Annotated in this window: 17 protein-coding genes and 1 tRNA gene; 13 read left to right on the top strand and 5 right to left on the bottom strand. The window is 63.2% G+C overall.

Features of this window, described 5'->3' with window-relative positions; all coding sequences use genetic code 11:
* Positions 1-7 precede the first annotated feature (7 nt).
* Together XH80_RS14635 and XH80_RS14630 are read right to left on the bottom strand one after the other, a co-directional pair.
* Entirely contained in the window at positions 8-1,000 is a 993-nt protein-coding gene (locus XH80_RS14635; RefSeq protein ID WP_271599161.1) for an ABC transporter substrate-binding protein, read from the bottom strand.
* A gap of 158 nt (positions 1,001-1,158) precedes the next feature.
* Positions 1,159-1,395 (bottom strand): hypothetical protein, encoded by a 237-nt coding sequence (locus tag XH80_RS14630; RefSeq protein WP_271599160.1) that lies wholly within the window; start codon positions 1,393-1,395, stop codon positions 1,159-1,161.
* 335 nt (positions 1,396-1,730) lie between these two features.
* Here XH80_RS14630 and XH80_RS14625 point away from each other — a divergent pair, with 335 nt between their 5' ends.
* Positions 1,731-2,324: a DUF1349 domain-containing protein gene (locus tag XH80_RS14625; RefSeq protein ID WP_271599159.1), complete on the top strand. Its 594-nt coding sequence runs from the start codon at positions 1,731-1,733 to the stop codon at positions 2,322-2,324.
* A gap of 163 nt (positions 2,325-2,487) precedes the next feature.
* On the opposite strand, the gene XH80_RS14620 is transcribed toward XH80_RS14625, so the two are convergent.
* Positions 2,488-2,564 (bottom strand) — tRNA-Met (locus tag XH80_RS14620).
* 456 nt (positions 2,565-3,020) lie between these two features.
* Between XH80_RS14620 and XH80_RS14615 the strand changes: the two genes are divergently transcribed.
* From XH80_RS14615 to XH80_RS14605, 3 genes are all read left to right on the top strand, one after another.
* Positions 3,021-4,607 carry a GMC family oxidoreductase gene (locus XH80_RS14615; protein WP_271599158.1) on the top strand — a complete coding sequence of 529 codons (1,587 nt, stop codon included), beginning with the start codon at positions 3,021-3,023 and terminating at the stop codon, positions 4,605-4,607.
* Between the two features lie 219 nt (positions 4,608-4,826).
* Positions 4,827-5,339, top strand: a complete 513-nt coding sequence (locus XH80_RS14610) for a CvpA family protein (RefSeq protein ID WP_271599157.1) — start codon at positions 4,827-4,829, stop codon at positions 5,337-5,339.
* 119 nt (positions 5,340-5,458) lie between these two features.
* Positions 5,459-6,241, top strand: a complete 783-nt coding sequence (locus tag XH80_RS14605; RefSeq protein ID WP_057746273.1) for an SDR family oxidoreductase — start codon at positions 5,459-5,461, stop codon at positions 6,239-6,241.
* A gap of 81 nt (positions 6,242-6,322) precedes the next feature.
* Here the strand turns inward: XH80_RS14605 and XH80_RS14600 are convergent, their stop codons facing one another.
* Positions 6,323-6,754, bottom strand: a complete 432-nt coding sequence (locus tag XH80_RS14600; protein ID WP_271599156.1) for a DUF3775 domain-containing protein — start codon at positions 6,752-6,754, stop codon at positions 6,323-6,325.
* Between the two features lie 126 nt (positions 6,755-6,880).
* Between XH80_RS14600 and XH80_RS14595 the strand changes: the two genes are divergently transcribed.
* The 6 genes from XH80_RS14595 (at position 6,881) to XH80_RS14570 (ending at position 12,209) form a co-directional block, all read left to right on the top strand.
* Positions 6,881-7,741 carry an MBL fold metallo-hydrolase gene (locus XH80_RS14595; protein WP_271599155.1) on the top strand — a complete coding sequence of 287 codons (861 nt, stop codon included), beginning with the start codon at positions 6,881-6,883 and terminating at the stop codon, positions 7,739-7,741.
* 270 nt (positions 7,742-8,011) lie between these two features.
* Complete coding sequence (locus XH80_RS14590) at positions 8,012-8,854, top strand: fumarylacetoacetate hydrolase family protein (RefSeq protein ID WP_271599154.1); 843 nt, start codon at positions 8,012-8,014, stop codon at positions 8,852-8,854.
* A 185-nt stretch (positions 8,855-9,039) separates the two neighbouring features.
* Complete coding sequence (locus tag XH80_RS14585; protein ID WP_220005511.1) at positions 9,040-9,651, top strand: glutathione S-transferase family protein; 612 nt, start codon at positions 9,040-9,042, stop codon at positions 9,649-9,651.
* 15 nt (positions 9,652-9,666) lie between these two features.
* Positions 9,667-10,539 (top strand): MBL fold metallo-hydrolase, encoded by an 873-nt coding sequence (locus tag XH80_RS14580; RefSeq protein WP_271599153.1) that lies wholly within the window; start codon positions 9,667-9,669, stop codon positions 10,537-10,539.
* A gap of 24 nt (positions 10,540-10,563) precedes the next feature.
* Positions 10,564-11,721, top strand: a complete 1,158-nt coding sequence (locus XH80_RS14575) for an alpha/beta hydrolase (protein WP_271599152.1) — start codon at positions 10,564-10,566, stop codon at positions 11,719-11,721.
* A 110-nt stretch (positions 11,722-11,831) separates the two neighbouring features.
* Positions 11,832-12,209: a hypothetical protein gene (locus XH80_RS14570; RefSeq protein WP_271599151.1), complete on the top strand. Its 378-nt coding sequence runs from the start codon at positions 11,832-11,834 to the stop codon at positions 12,207-12,209.
* Positions 12,210-12,333: 124 nt separating this feature from the next.
* Here XH80_RS14570 and XH80_RS14565 read toward each other — a convergent pair whose 3' ends face one another.
* Complete coding sequence (locus XH80_RS14565) at positions 12,334-13,056, bottom strand: hypothetical protein (RefSeq protein WP_271599189.1); 723 nt, start codon at positions 13,054-13,056, stop codon at positions 12,334-12,336.
* A 180-nt stretch (positions 13,057-13,236) separates the two neighbouring features.
* Here XH80_RS14565 and mbfA point away from each other — a divergent pair, with 180 nt between their 5' ends.
* The 3 genes from mbfA to XH80_RS14550 all read left to right on the top strand — a co-directional run bounded on the left by mbfA (position 13,237) and on the right by XH80_RS14550 (position 16,498).
* Positions 13,237-14,208: an iron exporter MbfA gene (gene mbfA / locus XH80_RS14560; protein WP_057746251.1), complete on the top strand. Its 972-nt coding sequence runs from the start codon at positions 13,237-13,239 to the stop codon at positions 14,206-14,208.
* A gap of 185 nt (positions 14,209-14,393) precedes the next feature.
* Positions 14,394-14,924: a cytochrome b gene (locus XH80_RS14555; protein WP_271599150.1), complete on the top strand. Its 531-nt coding sequence runs from the start codon at positions 14,394-14,396 to the stop codon at positions 14,922-14,924.
* Between the two features lie 101 nt (positions 14,925-15,025).
* Positions 15,026-16,498, top strand: a complete 1,473-nt coding sequence (locus XH80_RS14550; RefSeq protein WP_271599149.1) for an amidase — start codon at positions 15,026-15,028, stop codon at positions 16,496-16,498.
* Positions 16,499-16,630: the final 132 nt, after the last annotated feature.

The following is a 16,630-nucleotide window of genomic DNA, read 5'->3' as shown; positions in this document are numbered from 1 at the left end:
CTACGAACTACTCAATGACATCATCCGTCAGCACGAGGATCGAGGGTGGGACCGTCAGCCCCAATGCGCGGGCCGTCTTGAGGTTCACGACCAATTGGAATTTGGTTGGCAGCTGGATCGGCATCTCTGCCGGCTTTCGCCCTTTCAGGATCAGATCGACATAGCCGGCCGCACGGCGAAACAGGTCGCCGATGTCGGCGCCATAGCTGAGCAGTGCGCCGGCGCGAGCGAACTCGGCCTGTTCGCCGACGACGGCAATCTTCCTCTCGATGCCGGCCTGGCAAATTTCGTCCCGCATCGCCGACGTCATGTAATCGCGGATCACCACCATTGCGGCACCGCCCGCGTCCGCCAACACCTTGATCTGCTCCGACACGGCTGCCTGCGAGGCAGCCGTGAGGCCGAGACGCATCGGCTCCATGCCGGCAGAGCGTGCTTCCAGCATCGTCTGCGCGCCCCAGGCGCTGAACGTGGGATCGGTTGCGTTGTTCATCACGCCCAACTTTTTCAGTTCGGGCAGGATCTCCCTCAACATCTGGATCCGCTTGGACGACATCTGTTCACCGAAAGCTGCGAAGCCGGTCAGGGTGCCGCCGGGACGCGCGAGGCTCTGGAACAGGTCCGGATCAGACTGCACGGCGGGCAGCGCCACGGCGACCACCGGGATCCTGGTCTTGCGCACGGCCGCGCGCGCTGCAGCGGGACCCGGCGACAACAGGACATCGACCGGCTTGGCCGCGAATTCGTCGATGATCGCGAGCCCGCGCGCCACGTCGCCGTTGGCCGCGCGTGCATCGATGAAGATCGTGCGTCCTTCGACATAGCCAAGATCGTTCAGGCCCTTGCGAAAATGCTGCAGGGCCGGCGCATCAGCCTCCGCTGTCGCAAAGCCCATGAAGCCGACGGTCGGCACGTGACGGGATGCATCCTGCTCTGCCAGCGCCGCTGGCGGCCATGCCGCCGCCAGGCCCATAGCTCGAAGAAAATCCCGCCGTCTCATCCCGTTTAACCAGCAAATCTCTGTTCGAACTGTGGGCGGCAACGGCTACAGACAACACAGCGCACAACGATACCTGCTTGACCGCTGGAAGCAACCGGGGCGTCCGACGCGGCTGAGACCGGCGATAGCCTGGCCGCGTCGAAGCCGATATAGCCATATCAATTATGCCCGTAGTAGGTCCGGTTGCAGAACTGGCGCCCCTTCTCATGGTAGGCGGCTTGCTGAGCTGGCGAGAGGTTCGGAGGCATCTGAAAATTGCCGTAGGCGTAGAGTTGCAGGCACGCGATGTAGTCCTTGTTCGATAGCCAGCTCCAGTCAGTTGCGGAAGCGGGAGCCGCCAAGCCGAGGCTGGCGGCGGCGGCCAAAGCAAGCAGGGTGATGCGGGAGACTTTCATGTTGTGTCCTCCAAAAGATATGACCGCGCACCGTGCCGGTCATCCGGGAAGGACGCTAAGGGAAGTCCAAACGGCAGACCGTGACCCTGCTCACGCGGGAGCGGTCTGCGGTGGGAGCGGATGGGACAGTGATTGCGGATTTAGAGGACCCACCGCCGGCTAACTCTCGAAGAAGGGCGCTTCTCCACTAAGGCGTGCAGTTCGCGTGGAGGATGGCTTGAGCGAAGAGACCCCCGGCAAACTTTGCTCTTTCGAACAGATCCCACCAACGATTGCTGGTACCGGCTCCCCCGTCAGGCTATCGGTTTCGCAAGAGCTACGAGCCGAGGTTCGACATGAGCGCTGCCATCTTCGCAAGACACGATGGTGTCTGGCTGAACCAACCAAAACGGTGGACCGCGCAGGGCGACAGCCTCGAGCTCGTCACCGACAAGGCCACCGATTTCTGGCAGAAAACGCATTACGGCTTCTGCCGCGACAGCGGCCATTTTCTGGGTTTTCCGACCGCGGAGGCGTTCACCGCCGAGCTGCGCATCCAGAGCGATTTTCGGGAACTCTACGATCAAGCCGGCATCATGGTGCGTATCGATGCGGAGCATTGGATCAAAGCCGGAATCGAATTTTCGGACGGGCGCGCGATGCTCTCGAGCGTCTTGACCATTGGGCAGTCGGATTGGGCAACAGCGCCCTATGAGCACGAGGCCGGCGATTTCTGGATGCGCGTCACCGTCGCCGACGGCGTTGTGCGATTGCAGGCCTCGGCTGACGGCAAGACCTGGCCCCTCGTCCGACTGGCTCCGTTCGCCGCGGCGCGATCCTGTCTCGTCGGTCCAATGGCTTGCACACCGGAACGCGAGGGATTGCCGGTCAGGTTCAGCGGATTTTCGCTGAAGCCGCCGCTCGGCAAGGATCTGCACGATCTCAGCTAGCGCGACCAGTGTGACCTGTTCGCGGCGACGGCCGTCCGCCGTAGCGATGACAACCGAACAGTAAAATTCGTCCGAGAAACAAGCCGTCGCAGCTTCCGGCCCAAACAAAAACGGCCCGCATCAAGCGGGCCATTTTCGTATCGGAACCGGTGAAGTCCGAATTTGGTTGCGGGGATAGGATTTGAACCTATGACCTTCAGGTTATGAGCCTGACGAGCTACCGGGCTGCTCCACCCCGCGTTAAACCGTTGCGCGCCTTCGTCAAAATGCCGGGGACGGTGGATTGAGGGCCAACGCGGTGCGCGTGGCTTGCTTCTCCCGTCCCGAAGGCTTCCCTGGAAGGCAACCCCGGGGCCAAGCCCGTCGGGTGCGGGGGGTATGTACCAACCCGGACCGTCTTTGGAAAGGGCTGCGGGGACGTTTTTTTCGACTTTATGACAGCTAACGGGCGCGGATTCCGGCCGATTTGCCGCACACTTGCCAGAAGTTCCACAAACCGCCAGCTTGCCGCAACAAAACGGCGGCGAAACGCCTGAAGGGGAGGGGAGGAGTGGCATGGACGGTTCCCCTAGGGCGGCAAGGTCGCGCGGCTGGAGAGAATGATGCGGTTCATGTCGTAGTGATCGGTCATTCCGGGGCTCGCGACTTCGTCGCGCTCCGGAATGACGAGAAGAAAGTGCAAGGGGGGAATCATCAATGACTGACGCATTCGATTTCATCGTGGTGGGCGCCGGCTCCGGCGGTTGCGCGGTGGCGGGGCGGCTGTCGGAGGATGCGGCGACGTCAGTGGCGCTGCTCGATGCCGGCGGGCGCAACGACAGCTGGCGGATCACCACGCCATTCGGGCTCGCTTTGCCGTACAAGACGGCCAATTGGGCCTTCGATACGGTGCCCCAGAAGGGCTTGAACGGCCGCATCGGCTATCAGCCGCGCGGCAAGGGCCTCGGCGGCTCCTCGGCGATCAATGCCATGGTCTATATCCGCGGCCACAAATCGGACTACGACCACTGGGCCTCGCTCGGCAATCAAGGCTGGTCGTACGCGGACGTGCTGCCCTATTTCAAGCGCTCGGAAAACAATTCCGACTTCGACGGCGAATATCACGGCAAGGGCGGCCCGCTGCATGTCAACAGGCTGCGCTCGGACAATCCGATCCATGAGATCTTTCGTCAGGCCGCGCGCGAGGCGCAGTTCCGCATCCGCGAGGACTTCAACGCAGAGGATCAAGAAGGCCTCGGCAGCTATCAGGTGACGCAGCACAGGGGCGAGCGCTGGAGCGCGGCGCGGGCCTATGTGAATCTGGACATCAGCAGCAATCTGCGCGTCGAGACCGGGGCGCACGCAACGCGCATTCTGTTCGAAGGTGGGCGTGCGGTCGGCGTCGAATATGTGCAGGGCAAGCAAAAGAAGCAGCTGCGCGCGCGCCGCGAGGTCATCCTCGCCTCCGGCGCGTTCCAATCGCCGCAACTCTTGATGCTGTCGGGTATTGGCGATGGCGAAGCGCTGGGCAAGCACGGCATCGGCGTCATCAGACATCTGCCGGGCGTCGGCCGCAATCTGCAGGACCATCCGGATTTCGTGTTCGTCTACGCCTCCGACTACCCGCATTTCGTTCACGCCTCGCTCGGTCGGTTGCCATCCCTGCTCCGCGGCATCCAGCAGTACCGCAAGGAGAGACGTGGCCTGATGACCACCAATTTCGCCGAATGCGGCGGCTTCCTGAAGACGCAGGCCCACCTCGACGTGCCTGACATTCAGCTCCACTTCGTCATCGCGATGCTCGACGATCACGGCCGCAAGAAGCACAAGGAGCCAGGCTTCTCATGCCACGTCTGCCTGCTCAGGCCGAAGAGCCGCGGCAGCGTTTGGCTGAAAAGCGCCGACCCACTGGCTGCACCGATGATCGATCCAAACTTCTTGGGCGAGGCGGAGGATCTCGAGGCGATGGTCGCAGGCTTCAAGACCACGCGGCGCCTGATGGAGACGCCCGCGCTGCGCGCGCTGCAGAAGAAGGACATGTTCACGTCGGATGTCCGCACCGACGACGACATCCGCAACGTTTTGCGCAATCGCGTCGACACCGTCTATCACCCGGTCGGCACCTGCAAGATGGGCACGGATGCGATGGCCGTGGTCGATCCGAAGCTGAAGGTGCATGGCGTGGACGGCTTGCGCATCGTCGATGCCTCGATCATGCCGACGCTGATCGGCGGCAACACCAATGCACCAACCATTATGATCGGGGAGAAAGCGGCGGATATGATCAAGGGAGAGATGCGGTAGAGCGAAGCCCGCAATCTCCGCCGGCGTCCCGGCCCCCGTGCGCAATTGCGCGCCAGGCCGGGACGACGCCTAAGACATTTTCTTTACTGACCCCAAATAAACCTGAAACGAACAACACTCCTCAGCCGCCGGAGCCACAAAAAATACGGACGATTTTAGCGATCTGAAACCGGAACGATCGGTTTGGCGTTCATACGTTCCATTGGCAGGGTTTCGCTCATGAACAGTTTCGATCTCGCGGTCTATGCGGCGCTCGCAATTGCCATCGGCTTCGGCTTCAGGACCGGCCTGATCGGCAGCGCCATGACCATCCTCGCTTATCTGCTCGCCGCCCCCATCGCTGTCGCACTGATGCCGCTGATCGTGCCGCAGGTCGCCGGCAATCCGAACGCGCCGCTCGTTCAAAACTCGATCTGCTTCTTCGGCATCTTCATCGTCGTCGGCATGCTGTTCGGCCATATCGGCCACCTCGCGCTGAGCGACACCATCCGCGACGCCGGGATCGGCGACCGCCTTGGCGGGGCTGCGCTCGGCGCCATCAGGGTGGGGCTCGTCGCCACCACACTTGTGCTGGTATTCGACCAGATCGTGCCGGCCAACCACCAGCCGCCCTTCCTTGCCGACTCGCATCTGCGGCCGCTGTTCTCGGCGGTCGGGCAGATGGGGTTCAAGTCGCTGCCGCCGGAGGCCGCCGAGGCGATCGACCGCCTCAAGCAGGAGCGGCGCATCTAGTGCATCGCCGCAGCCGGCGCCATGCATTTTGACGCCGGCATTTCCCTTATCAGCGGCCCTGATGTTGGCTAGAGTGCCGGCCATCCAAAACCTGCTTGCTATTTTTCGGGAGTGAAACAGTGGATCTTGGGATCAAAGGTCGCCGCGCCATCGTCTGCGCATCCAGCAAAGGCCTGGGGCGCGCTTGCGCCTTCTCGCTGGCCGAAGCCGGCGTCGACGTCACGCTGACCGCGCGCGGCGCTGATGCGCTGAAGAAGACGGCCGACGAGATCCGGAAGGCCTATCCAGACGTGAAGGTCACCGAGATCGTCGGCGACATCACGACGCCTGCGGGGCGCGAAGCCGTGCTCAAGGCCTGCCCCGAGCCTGATATCCTGATCAACAATGCCGGCGGCCCGCCACCCGGCGATTTCCGCAACTGGACCCGCGACGACTGGATCAAGGCGATCGACGCCAACATGCTGACGCCGATCGAGCTGATCAAGGCGACTGTCGACGGCATGATGGCGCGCAAGTTCGGCCGCATCGTCAACATCACCTCGGCCGCAGTGAAGGCGCCGATCGACATTCTCGGCCTCTCCAACGGCGCGCGCGCCGGCCTCACCGGGTTCATCGCCGGCCTGTCGCGCAAGACCGTGATCAACAACGTCACCATCAACGGCCTGTTGCCGGGCCCGTTCGAGACCGATCGCCTGACCGGCACCGCCAAGGCCGAGGCCGACAAGCGCGGCACGACGCCTCAAGCGATCCTGGCCGAGCGGGCAAAACTCAACCCCGCCGGCCGCTTCGGCCAGCCCGACGAGTTCGGCTACGCCTGCGCCTTCCTCTGCGGCGCCAAGGCCGGCTTCATCACCGGCCAGAACATTTTGCTCGACGGTGGTGCGTTCCCGGGAACGCTGTGAGGCCAGTGGTGCTTCAACCTCTCCAAAGGAGAGGTTGAAGCGAGCTCGCGGCTCGACTGATCAAACTCGAAGCGATTTGCCTTACGATACCGGCGTGATCCGCTCATCGCTCCAGTCGATGCCGAGCTCGTCCATGCCGTCGGCGAGCAGATCGCCCAGCATCGGCTCACCCAGGAGATAGCGCACCGTCTCGCGGCGTGGCGCCTTGTACTCGCTGCGCGCTTCGATCGCGCGGGCGCGCAAATCGTCCCACTCCTCGACATCGCCGTCGCCACGGCCCAGCCACATCAGCGTGACCAGGTCGACCTGCTCATCCTCGTTCAGCGCCCGGATGAAGCTGGCGAGCTCGGCTGCGACCGGATCGGAATTGTTGTCCTCGAGCACGTCGATCTCGTCGTCATCGGTGGGGTTGGAGCCGGAATCCGGATCGGACCCGGATTCCTTGACGTCGAATTCGCGCGCCTTCTCGATGATGAAGGCGACCTTGTCGGCGGAAATGGCAAGCTCGGGCATGGGCTCCCCCTGTGGATCTCGACGGGTTCCTCACATAACGCAACATCACGACAGATGATCCATTGCGCTTGGCGGCGGAAAATGTGCATCTTTCGGCGGCAAACAGAGAAAATGGGGGTACGCCCGATGCGGTGGAGGGTCGGCCAGGTCAAGATTACCAAGATCGTCGAAATGGAGACGGTCGGCTCGACCCGCTTCATCCTGCCGGCCGCCACCAATGACGAAATCCGGAAGCTGCCCTGGCTGATCCCGCATTTCGCCACCGAGGAAGGCCGGCTGAAAATGTCGATCCATTCGCTGGTGGTGGAGACGCCGGCGCGCCGCATCGTGGTCGACACCGGCCTTGGCAACGACAAGCAGGGCCGCGGCGTCCCGGTCTGGAATAACCGCAACACGCCGTTCCTCGAGATGATGGCGGAAGCGGGCTTTCCGCCCGACAGCATCGACACCGTGCTGTGCACGCATCTGCATGTCGATCATGTCGGCTGGAATACGAAGCTGGTCGATGGCAAATGGGTACCGACCTTCCCGAAGGCGCGCTACCTGTTCGGCAGGACCGAATATGACTATTGGCGTGACTATACGGCCGAGCCGGACAAGGTCGCGGTGTTCAACGATTCCGTGAAGCCTATCATCGATGCGGGCCTGGCCGAGCTGATCCCGAGCGATCATCGGCTTTGCGAAGAGATCAGCGTTATCCCGACGCCCGGCCACAGCCCGGGGCATATGAGCGTGCTGATCGAATCCGGCGGCGAAGAGGCGCTGCTCAGCGGCGATGTCGCCCATCACCCCTGCCAGATGGCGCATCTCGACTGGTGCTCGGTCGTCGACACCGACACCGCTCAATCGGCCGCGAGCCGGCACAAGGTGTTCTCGCGCTTTGCCGATACCCCGACGCTGGTGATTGGCGGGCATTTCTCCGCCGGGCACATCAAACGGGATGGGGAAGCGTTCAGGTTCGAGGCGCTGGCATCGTCGTCTTCGTAGGGTGGGTTAGTTAGCCTGCAGCTGCGCGAAGCGCAGTCGAGGGCGTAACCCGCCTCTTCTGTTTCCGCAGAGGCAGAATGGGTGGGTTACGCCGAGCAGATGCGCTTTGCGCGTCTGCGGGGCTAACCCACCCTACGATCCCGGGGTACGATCACTAACCCACCCACAAAGTAAGGGCTGCAATGCATCCCTTTTCGGCGGTTGAATTTCCCGCCGTGCTGTTCCATGAAGCTGTTCAACCGATCAGTCCATCCCAAGGGAGAAACCAGAATGAAGCTTGTTCGTTACGGCGAAAAGGGTGCGGAAAAGCCCGGCCTGATCGACAAATCCGGCCAGTTGCGCGACCTGTCGGCCCATCTGAAGGACCTCACCGGCGAGGCCTATTCCCCGGAATCCCTGAAGAAGCTCGCTGCCATCGACCCCGCCTCACTGCCCGCCGTCTCCGGCAAGCCGCGCTTCGGCGCACCCGTCACCGGCATCTCGAAATTCGTCGCGATCGGCCTCAACTACAGCGACCACGCCAAGGAGACCGGCGCTGCCATTCCGACCGAGCCGATCATCTTCATGAAGGCCAACACCTCGCTGTCGGGCCCGAACGACAACGTCGAGAAGCCGCGCGGCTCGACCAAGCTCGACTGGGAGGTCGAGATCGCCGCCATCATCGGCACCCGCGCCAAATACGTCTCGGAAGCCGACGCACTGAACTACGTCGCGGGCTACTGCGTCTGCAACGACGTCTCCGAGCGCAACTTCCAGATCGAGCGCCTGGGTCAGTGGACCAAGGGCAAATCGCACGACACGTTCGGCCCGCTCGGCCCCTGGCTCGCCACCAAGGACGAGATCAAGGACGTGCAGAACCTGTCGATGTGGCTCGACGTCAATGGTCAGCGCCGCCAGACCGGCTCGACCAAGACCATGATCTTCTCGATGGCCAAGTGCGTCTCCTACGTCTCGCAGTTCATGACGCTGCTGCCGGGTGACATCATCACTACCGGCACCCCGCCCGGCGTCGGCCTCGGCATGAAGCCGCCGACCTTCCTCAATGTCGGCGACGTCGTCACGCTCGGCATCGAAGGCCTCGGCGAGCAGCGCCAGGCGATCGTGGCGGCGTAGGGCCGCTCCCGTCATCCTGAGGAGCGCGCAAAGCGCGCGTCTCGAAGGATGCGCCACAAGCACGGTCGCCCGGCGTTCGCGCCGGGTGACGCGAGAGTCCCGCCCGTTGCCCATCCTTCGAGACGCGCGCCAACGGGCGCGCTCCTCAGGATGAGGTCTGTGTGTTTGGATAGAGGTCATCGACAATGAAACTCTCCTTCTCCGCCGCCTCCCCTTTTGCCCGCAAGGTACGCATCGCCGCGATCGAGCTCGGGCTGATCGACAAGATCGAATTCATGCCGGCGACAGTCGCGCCGGGCACGGCCAACGAGGACTATTCGAAGATCACGCCGCTGAAGAAGCTGCCGGTGCTGATCACCAATGATGGCGACGTCATTCTGGATTCCTACGTCATCGTCGAATATCTCAACGAGATGGCCGGCGGCAGCCTGATCCCGGACTACGGCCCGCGGCGCTGGAAGACCAAGACCAATCACTCCCTCATCAACGGCATGCTCGATTCCATGCTGCTGTGCCGCTACGAGAAGATGGTGAGGCCGCAGGGCCTGCAATGGCAGGCGTGGTCGGACGACCATTGGAACCGGGCTTGGACCGGCATGGCGCGCTTCGAGAACATGCCCGAGGTGCTGAACGGCCCATTCGACATCTCGCAGATCGGCCTTGTTTGCGTGCTCGGCTATGCCGACTTCCGCTTCGCAGATTGCGGCTGGCGCAAGGCCTATCCGAAGCTCGATGCCTTCCACCAGAAGATGCTGGAGCGGCCCTCGGTGAAGATCTCGGTCCCGCCGGCCGCATAAAACGCGGGAGTCCTCATGAGCCTGAAATTTTCCGTCGGCGACCTCACCATCCATCGCGTCATCGAGCAGGAAACGTCATTCGTGCCGGCACTCGACATGCTGCCGGGACTGACGCCTGAGGTCCTGGCCGAGAACCGGGCGTGGATGCGGCAGGCCAAAGCACTGGATGAGCAGGACGTGCTGCTGCTGTGCTTCCAGTCCTATGTGGTGAAGACGCCGCACCACACCATCTTGATCGACAGCTGCATCGGCAACGACAAGCCGCGCCCCAATCGCGCGAAATGGAACATGAAGACCGACGACACGTATTTGCGCGCGCTCAATGCCGCGGGCGTCTCGGTCGACGACATCGACTTCGTGATGTGCACGCATCTGCATGTCGATCACGTCGGCTGGAACACGCGGCTGGAGAACGGCCGCTGGGTGCCGACCTTCCCCAGGGCGCGCTACCTCTTCGCCAAGCAGGAATACGATCACTGGTTCGAGCAGAATACAAAGACGGCGATCCCGCCCTTCGTCGACAGCGTGCTGCCCGTGGTCGAAGCCAAGCGCCACGAGCTGGTCGGCAACGATCACCAGATCGGCGACCACGTTCGTATCCTGCCGACGCCCGGCCATACGCCGGGCCACATCGCTGTTACGATGGGCCGCGGCAAGGACGATGCAGTGTTTTCAGGCGATCTCATGCACTCGCCCTTGCAAACGCTTTATCCGGAGCTGTCGATCAAGTTCGACGTCGATCCGGCCAAGGCGGCCACGACGCGCCGCAGCTTCCTCGAGCGTTATTGCGACACCGACACGCTGTGCTGCACCGCGCATTTCCCCTCGCCGTCGGTGGGGAAGATCAGGCGCAACGGCAACGCGTTCGTGTGTGCAGCGGTGGAGTGAGATGCCGTAGGGTGGAGAGAAGCAATGACATCACTTCCCGACATTCCCCTGCCCGCCGGCATCCGCTCGCGTTATGTCGACGGCATCAACGGGCTGCGCGTGCATGTGCTCGAGGCCGGCTTCGAGACCAAGGGCCGTCCCTGCATCCTGCTGCTGCACGGCTTTCCCGAGCTCGCCTTCTCCTGGCGCAAGGTGATGCCGGCGCTGGCCGCGGCCGGCTATCACGTGCTCGCACCCGATCAGCGCGGCTATGGCCGCACCACCGGATGGACCGCGGATTACGACGGCGATCTCGCGCCGTTCTCGCTCCTTAATCTGGTGCGCGATGCACTCTCGCTCGTATCGGCGTTCGGCTACAGGCAGGTCGATCTCGCCGGGCATGATTTCGGCAGCCCGGTCGCGGCCTGGTGCGCGCTGATCCGGCCCGACGTGTTTCGCTCGGTGACGTTGATGAGCGCACCCTTCGGCGGTGCGCCGCCACTGCCGTTCAACACCGTCGATGCGCCGGCGAAGCCTGCGGTCGAAGATCCCGTGCATCGTGAGCTTGCCGCGCTGCCGCGCCCGCGCATCCACTATCAATGGTACTATTCGACACGGGCGGCCAATGCCGACATGCTGCACGCGCCACAAGGCCTGCATGATTTCCTGCGCGCCTATTATCATCACAAGAGCGCGGACTGGGCGGACAACAAGCCGTATCCGCTGAAATCATGGTCGGCGAACGAGCTTGCAAAACTGCCGACCTATTATGTGATGGATCTCGGCGAGACCATGGCCGAGACGGTCGCGAAGGAGATGCCATCGCGCGATGCGATCGCCGCCAACCCATGGCTGCCGGACAGCGATCTTGCTTTTTACAGCGCCGAATATGGCCGCACCGGATTCCAGGGCGGGCTGCAATGGTATCGCTACGGCACGTCGGGCATGCTCAACGACGAGATGCTGCTGTTCGCCGGGCGCAGCATCGACGTGCCGTCCTGCTTCATCTCGGGCAAGCAGGATTGGGGCACCTATCAGCGCCCCGGTGCGTTCGAGGCGATGCAGGGGCGCGGCTGCACGAAGCTGCTCGGCTGCCATCTCGTCGACGGTGCCGGTCATTGGATGCAACAAGAGCAGCCGGCGGAGGTCGGCCGGTTGCTGCTGCAATTCCTCCGCCGCGCCGCCGCAGTCTCCGCAAGCTGAACGACGCCGCCCTCCCGCCACAAGGCGTTAATCGGCGGTTCAGGGAACATCCGGCAATATCTGACGTTGCGACATACCGGAGCTGGGTCCGGCGACCATGGAGAACGACATTGGACAAGAAGATCGCCGGACTATTGGGAGCCGTGGCCGCGCTCGGAACGCTAGGAGCCGCCCAGGCTGCGCCCGCGCCTACGGACGTCCTCCAGGCGAATTCATACGCGGACCTGCTCGAGCCGATTGCGAACGCGAGCGCCTTGCTGCAAGCGATCGATGAAGCGGCTCCGCCAAAAGCGAGCGAAAATGTTCAGCTCGCTCAATTCTACTACCATCATCATCATCACCATCACCACCACAGCTTCTATCGTCGGCGCTATTACGACTACGACGCGCCGGTCGTGGTGGTCCCGCGATATCGGCGGTATTATCACCACCATCATCACCATCACCACCACCATCATCACAGCTTCTATCGCCGCGACTACTACTGAGGTCGCCGATACCAGGATGGAGATGAACAGGACCTGCGGGTCCTGTTTGCATTTGATGACGGGAAACCAGGAAAGATAGGCAAGATCGCAGGGGGGCGGCACTGTCCAGGAATGGTCATCCGCCCTACCCGTTACGAGCCTTCTCCTTGGCCGCGCGGTGCAGGTGCCGGTAGGTACCGTCGAATACCGTATCAGACGACGACGTCCACTCGGTGCCTGCCGCCAGCTTGGGCCGATTGGTGTAGATCCGGCGGGCCTGCAGCTCGCGCTCGGCCGCCTCCTCCTCGCCCATGGGCTCGAGCTCGAAGGTCGCTTCCTCGGGAATGACGATGATTTGCGCGAAGGGCTCGTGGGGTCGGAAGATATGGGTTCGCCCCTCGGCCGGCGCCTTGAAGACGCAAAAGAACATCATCGGCCACCAATTGCGGATCAGCGCGGGGACGGCAATCGGCACGGTGTCGGTCGGATCGGCATAGAATCGCGGATGCGGCTCGGTGCGAACAGCCATGCCTTTTGCGACCTTGAGATCGAGCAGGATCTGATAGGTGTAGAAGGCGTCACCGAACTTGCGAAACGGCGGCCATTCCGCGCCGCCTTCGGGCGGCTCGCCCCAATCGGCTTCGAGGATCAAGCGACCCTCTCTGGTCGTGACGTGAAGCTCGAAATCATAGGGATAGAACAGCTCGATGCCGTATTGTGCGCCCTCGGAAAAGGGCACGCAGTGCCAGACCTGCTCACGCGAACCGTTCGCACGTGGTTCGCGCTTGCCGGCCCATCCGGGGATTTCGAGCTTGGTGCGGCGCGGCGCCAGCCGGGGTTCATTCAGACGAAATTTGACCTTGTCCATCATTCACCCCTTCACCCACATCCAAAGATTCGAACCTGTACGACGGGACCCGGTTCCGTGCACCCACGCACCGTTGTGACGTTCGGATGCAAGCCTTCGCGCGGCTCGCGTGAATTGACCCTGAACGAATTGCAGCCTATAGCAGTTTAGAATGCTTCTAAACTACATCAGGCGCAGTCAGTGAAGAATTTTGCCGATTTGACCGAGCGTGAAGTGCTGGCGGTCGCGATTTCCTCTGAAGAGGAGGATAGCCGCATCTACATGACCTTCGCCGAGGATCTCAAGGAGCGCTATCCGGATTCGGCCAAGCTCTTCGAGCAGATGGCCGAGGAGGAGCGCAGCCACCGCCACATGCTGCTGGAAATGTATGAGCAGCGCTTCGGCCAGCATCTGCCGCCGATCCGCCGCGAGGACGTCAAGGGATTCCTGAAGCGCCGCCCGGTTTGGCTCACCAAGAACCTGCCGCTCGACACCATCCGCAGGGAGGTCGAGACCATGGAATTGCAGGCCGAGCGCTTTTACGTGAAGGCCGCCGAACACGCCCAGGATGTCGGTGTGCGCCGCCTGCTCGGCGATCTCGCGGAAGCGGAGAAAGGCCATGAAGAGACCGCTGCGAAACTGACAGACCAGATCCTGAGCTCCGACGTGCGCGCGGAAGAAGACCGCACCAACCGCCGCATGTTCGTGCTGCAATATGTGCAGCCGGGCCTCGCCGGCCTGATGGACGGCTCGGTCTCGACACTGGCGCCGTTGTTCGCCGCGGCCTTCGCCACCCACCAGAACTGGCAGACGTTCCTGGTCGGCCTTGCTGCCTCCATCGGTGCCGGCATCAGCATGGGCTTTGCCGAAGCGCTGTCCGACGACGGCTCGCTCACGGGGCGCGGATCTCCATGGCTGCGCGGCCTTACCTGCGGCGCGATGACCACGCTCGGCGGGCTCGGTCACACCGCGCCTTATCTCGTGCCCGACCACTGGGCCAACGCGTTCTGGATCGCCACCGGAATCGCGGGCGTCGTCGTGTTCTTCGAATTGTGGGCGATCGCCTTCATCCGCTCGCGCTACATGGACACGCCGTTCCTCCAGGCCGTATTCCAGATCGTGCTCGGCGGCGCGATTGTGCTCGCCGTGGGAATATTGATCGGGGCGGCCTAGGCGGCGATGATGATGCGACGTCGTTCATGCACTGTCGCGCGCGCGAGCCTGGCCGGCGCATCGATGCTGCTGGCATCGGTCGAAGCCGTGCCCACGCATGAGCAGCGGGCCGGTCAATCCGCTCATCCACGCTGCGACACGAGGCTTCCAGCCCTGATCGGCGCAGCAGCAACTCCAGGTCCTCCATGATGCGCCACTTGCAATACGGCACACCTGCCAAGGTCTTCCATTGGTGCATCGTCGCGCTGCTCGCCGTGCAATACCCGATCGGCTGGCTGATGCCGGACATCCATCGCGGCATGAGCCCAGGTGCCGGAATGACGTTTCACGTCTCGATCGGGATCGCGATCCTCGTGCTGACGGCTCTCCGCCTGGTCTGGCGGCTCGCTCATCCGGTCGCGCCCGAAAGTTCTCTTCCCGCCTGGCAGCGCCTGAGCTCCGAGGTCGTGCACTGGCTGCTCTACGCGCTGGTGCTGGCGACGACAATCTCGGGCTGGCTGTTTGCCTCCTTCCGGGGCTGGTCGGTGTCGTTCTTCTATCTCGTGCCGCTGCCGATGCTGGCGTCCGACAACGCCGCCGCAGGGCGTACCATTGACGGCTTTCACCAGGCGATGGAATGGGCGCTGCTCGTCACCATCGTCGTTCACGTCGCCGCCGCGCTTGCGCACATCTTCATCTATCGCGACCGCGTGATGCAGCGAATGCTGCCAGGATAGCGCCCGGGATATCGTCAGGGCAGATCAACCGCGATCAAACGTCGGTTGCGGCATCGGCTAAAACTGCGCATCATCCATCAGTTGAAGCGCAGGAGCATGTCGTGGCGAAATCGGAATGGAGTTTCAAGAGCGCGGTCGAGCTGTCGGCCGCATTGGCAGCAAAAAAGGTCTCCGCCGTCGAACTCACGCAGGATGCGATCGACCGCATCGAGCGTCATGACGGCAAGATCAACGCGATCTGCGTGCGGGATTTCGGTCGCGCCCTCGACGCGGCACGCGCAGCTGACGCGGCGCTGGCGCGCGGCGAGCGCAAGCCGCTGCTCGGCCTGCCGATGACCGTGAAGGAATCCTACAACATCGCCGGCCTGCCCACGACCTGGGGCAATCCCGCCCACAAGGACTTCATTGCCAGGGAAGACTCGCTGCCGGTGACGCGCGTGAAGGAGGCCGGCACCATCGTTCTCGGCAAGACCAACGTGCCGCTCGCCCTCGCGGACTGGCAGAGCTACAACGACATCTACGGCACCACCAACAATCCCTACGATCTCGGCCGCACGCCGGGTGGCTCGTCCGGCGGCTCGTCTGCGGCGCTGGCGGCGGGTTACGGCCCGCTTTCACTCGGCTCGGATATCGGCGGCTCGCTGCGCGTGCCCGCTTTTCACTGCGGCGTCTGCGCGCACAAGCCGACCTTCGATCTGTTGCCCTCGCGCGGCCATACGCCGCCGCCGGCTCCGCCCCTCGCCTATGAGCGTGATCTTGCCGTGGTCGGCCCGATGGCGCGCAGCGCCGGCGATCTATCCTTGTTGCTCGACGTCATGGCCGGGCCCGACCCGCTCGACAACGGCAAGGCCTACAGGCTCGAGCTGCCTGCGCCGCGCCACAGCTCGCTGAAAGATTTCCGCGTGCTCGTGGTCGATACCGATCCGGTGCTGCCGACCGACGCCGTCGTGCGCGGGAGTATCAATACGCTCGCCGACAATCTTGCCAAGGCCGGTGTCAGGATCGAGCGCAACAGTCCGCTGCTGCCGGATTTCGCGGCGTCCTCGCGGCTCTATATGCGGATGCTGCTGTCGTTCCTCGCCGCCAGCTTCACGCCCGAATTCTATGCGGGCGCAGTTGCGGCGGCATCCACACTGCCGGCCAGCAACAACAGCCTGCAGGCCGAACGGCTGCGCGGCATCGCGCTCAGCCATCGTGACTGGCTGATAGCGCGCGGCGGCCGGACACGGCTGCGCGCGCAATGGCACGAGCTGTTCAAGACGTTCGATGCCGTGATCTGCCCGATCATGCCGACACCGGCCTATCCCCACGATCACTCGGAGAACCAGGAGCAGCGCCGAATCAAGATCGACGACAAGGAACACGTCTATACCGACCAGCTCGCCTGGCCCGGCATCGCCACGCTCCCCGGCCTGCCCTCGACCGCGATCCCGACGGGTTTTGCGCCGGATGGACTTCCGGTCGGCGTTCAGATCGTCGGCCCGTGGCTGGAAGATCGAACGCCGCTGAAGCTCGCCGAGCTGATCGAGCGCGAGTTCGGCGGGTTCGTGCCGCCGAAGATGTTTGACGATTGATGGCTTCGCCATTGCGCAAAAGGCCTGTAGCCCGAATGGAGCGAAGCGTAATCCGGGGCGGCCTTTCCGCGGCAAAGATCCCGGCTTGCGCTGTGCTCCATCCGGGCTACGGACTAGTCGCAATGACGGAGT

Origin of the sequence: Bradyrhizobium sp. CCBAU 45384 (assembly GCF_028128665.1) — a bacterium.
In the GTDB taxonomy this organism is placed as follows: domain Bacteria; phylum Pseudomonadota; class Alphaproteobacteria; order Rhizobiales; family Xanthobacteraceae; genus Bradyrhizobium; species Bradyrhizobium manausense.
The sequence above is the reverse complement of the archived record's forward strand: the minus strand, read 5'-3'. Positions and strand labels throughout refer to the sequence as shown.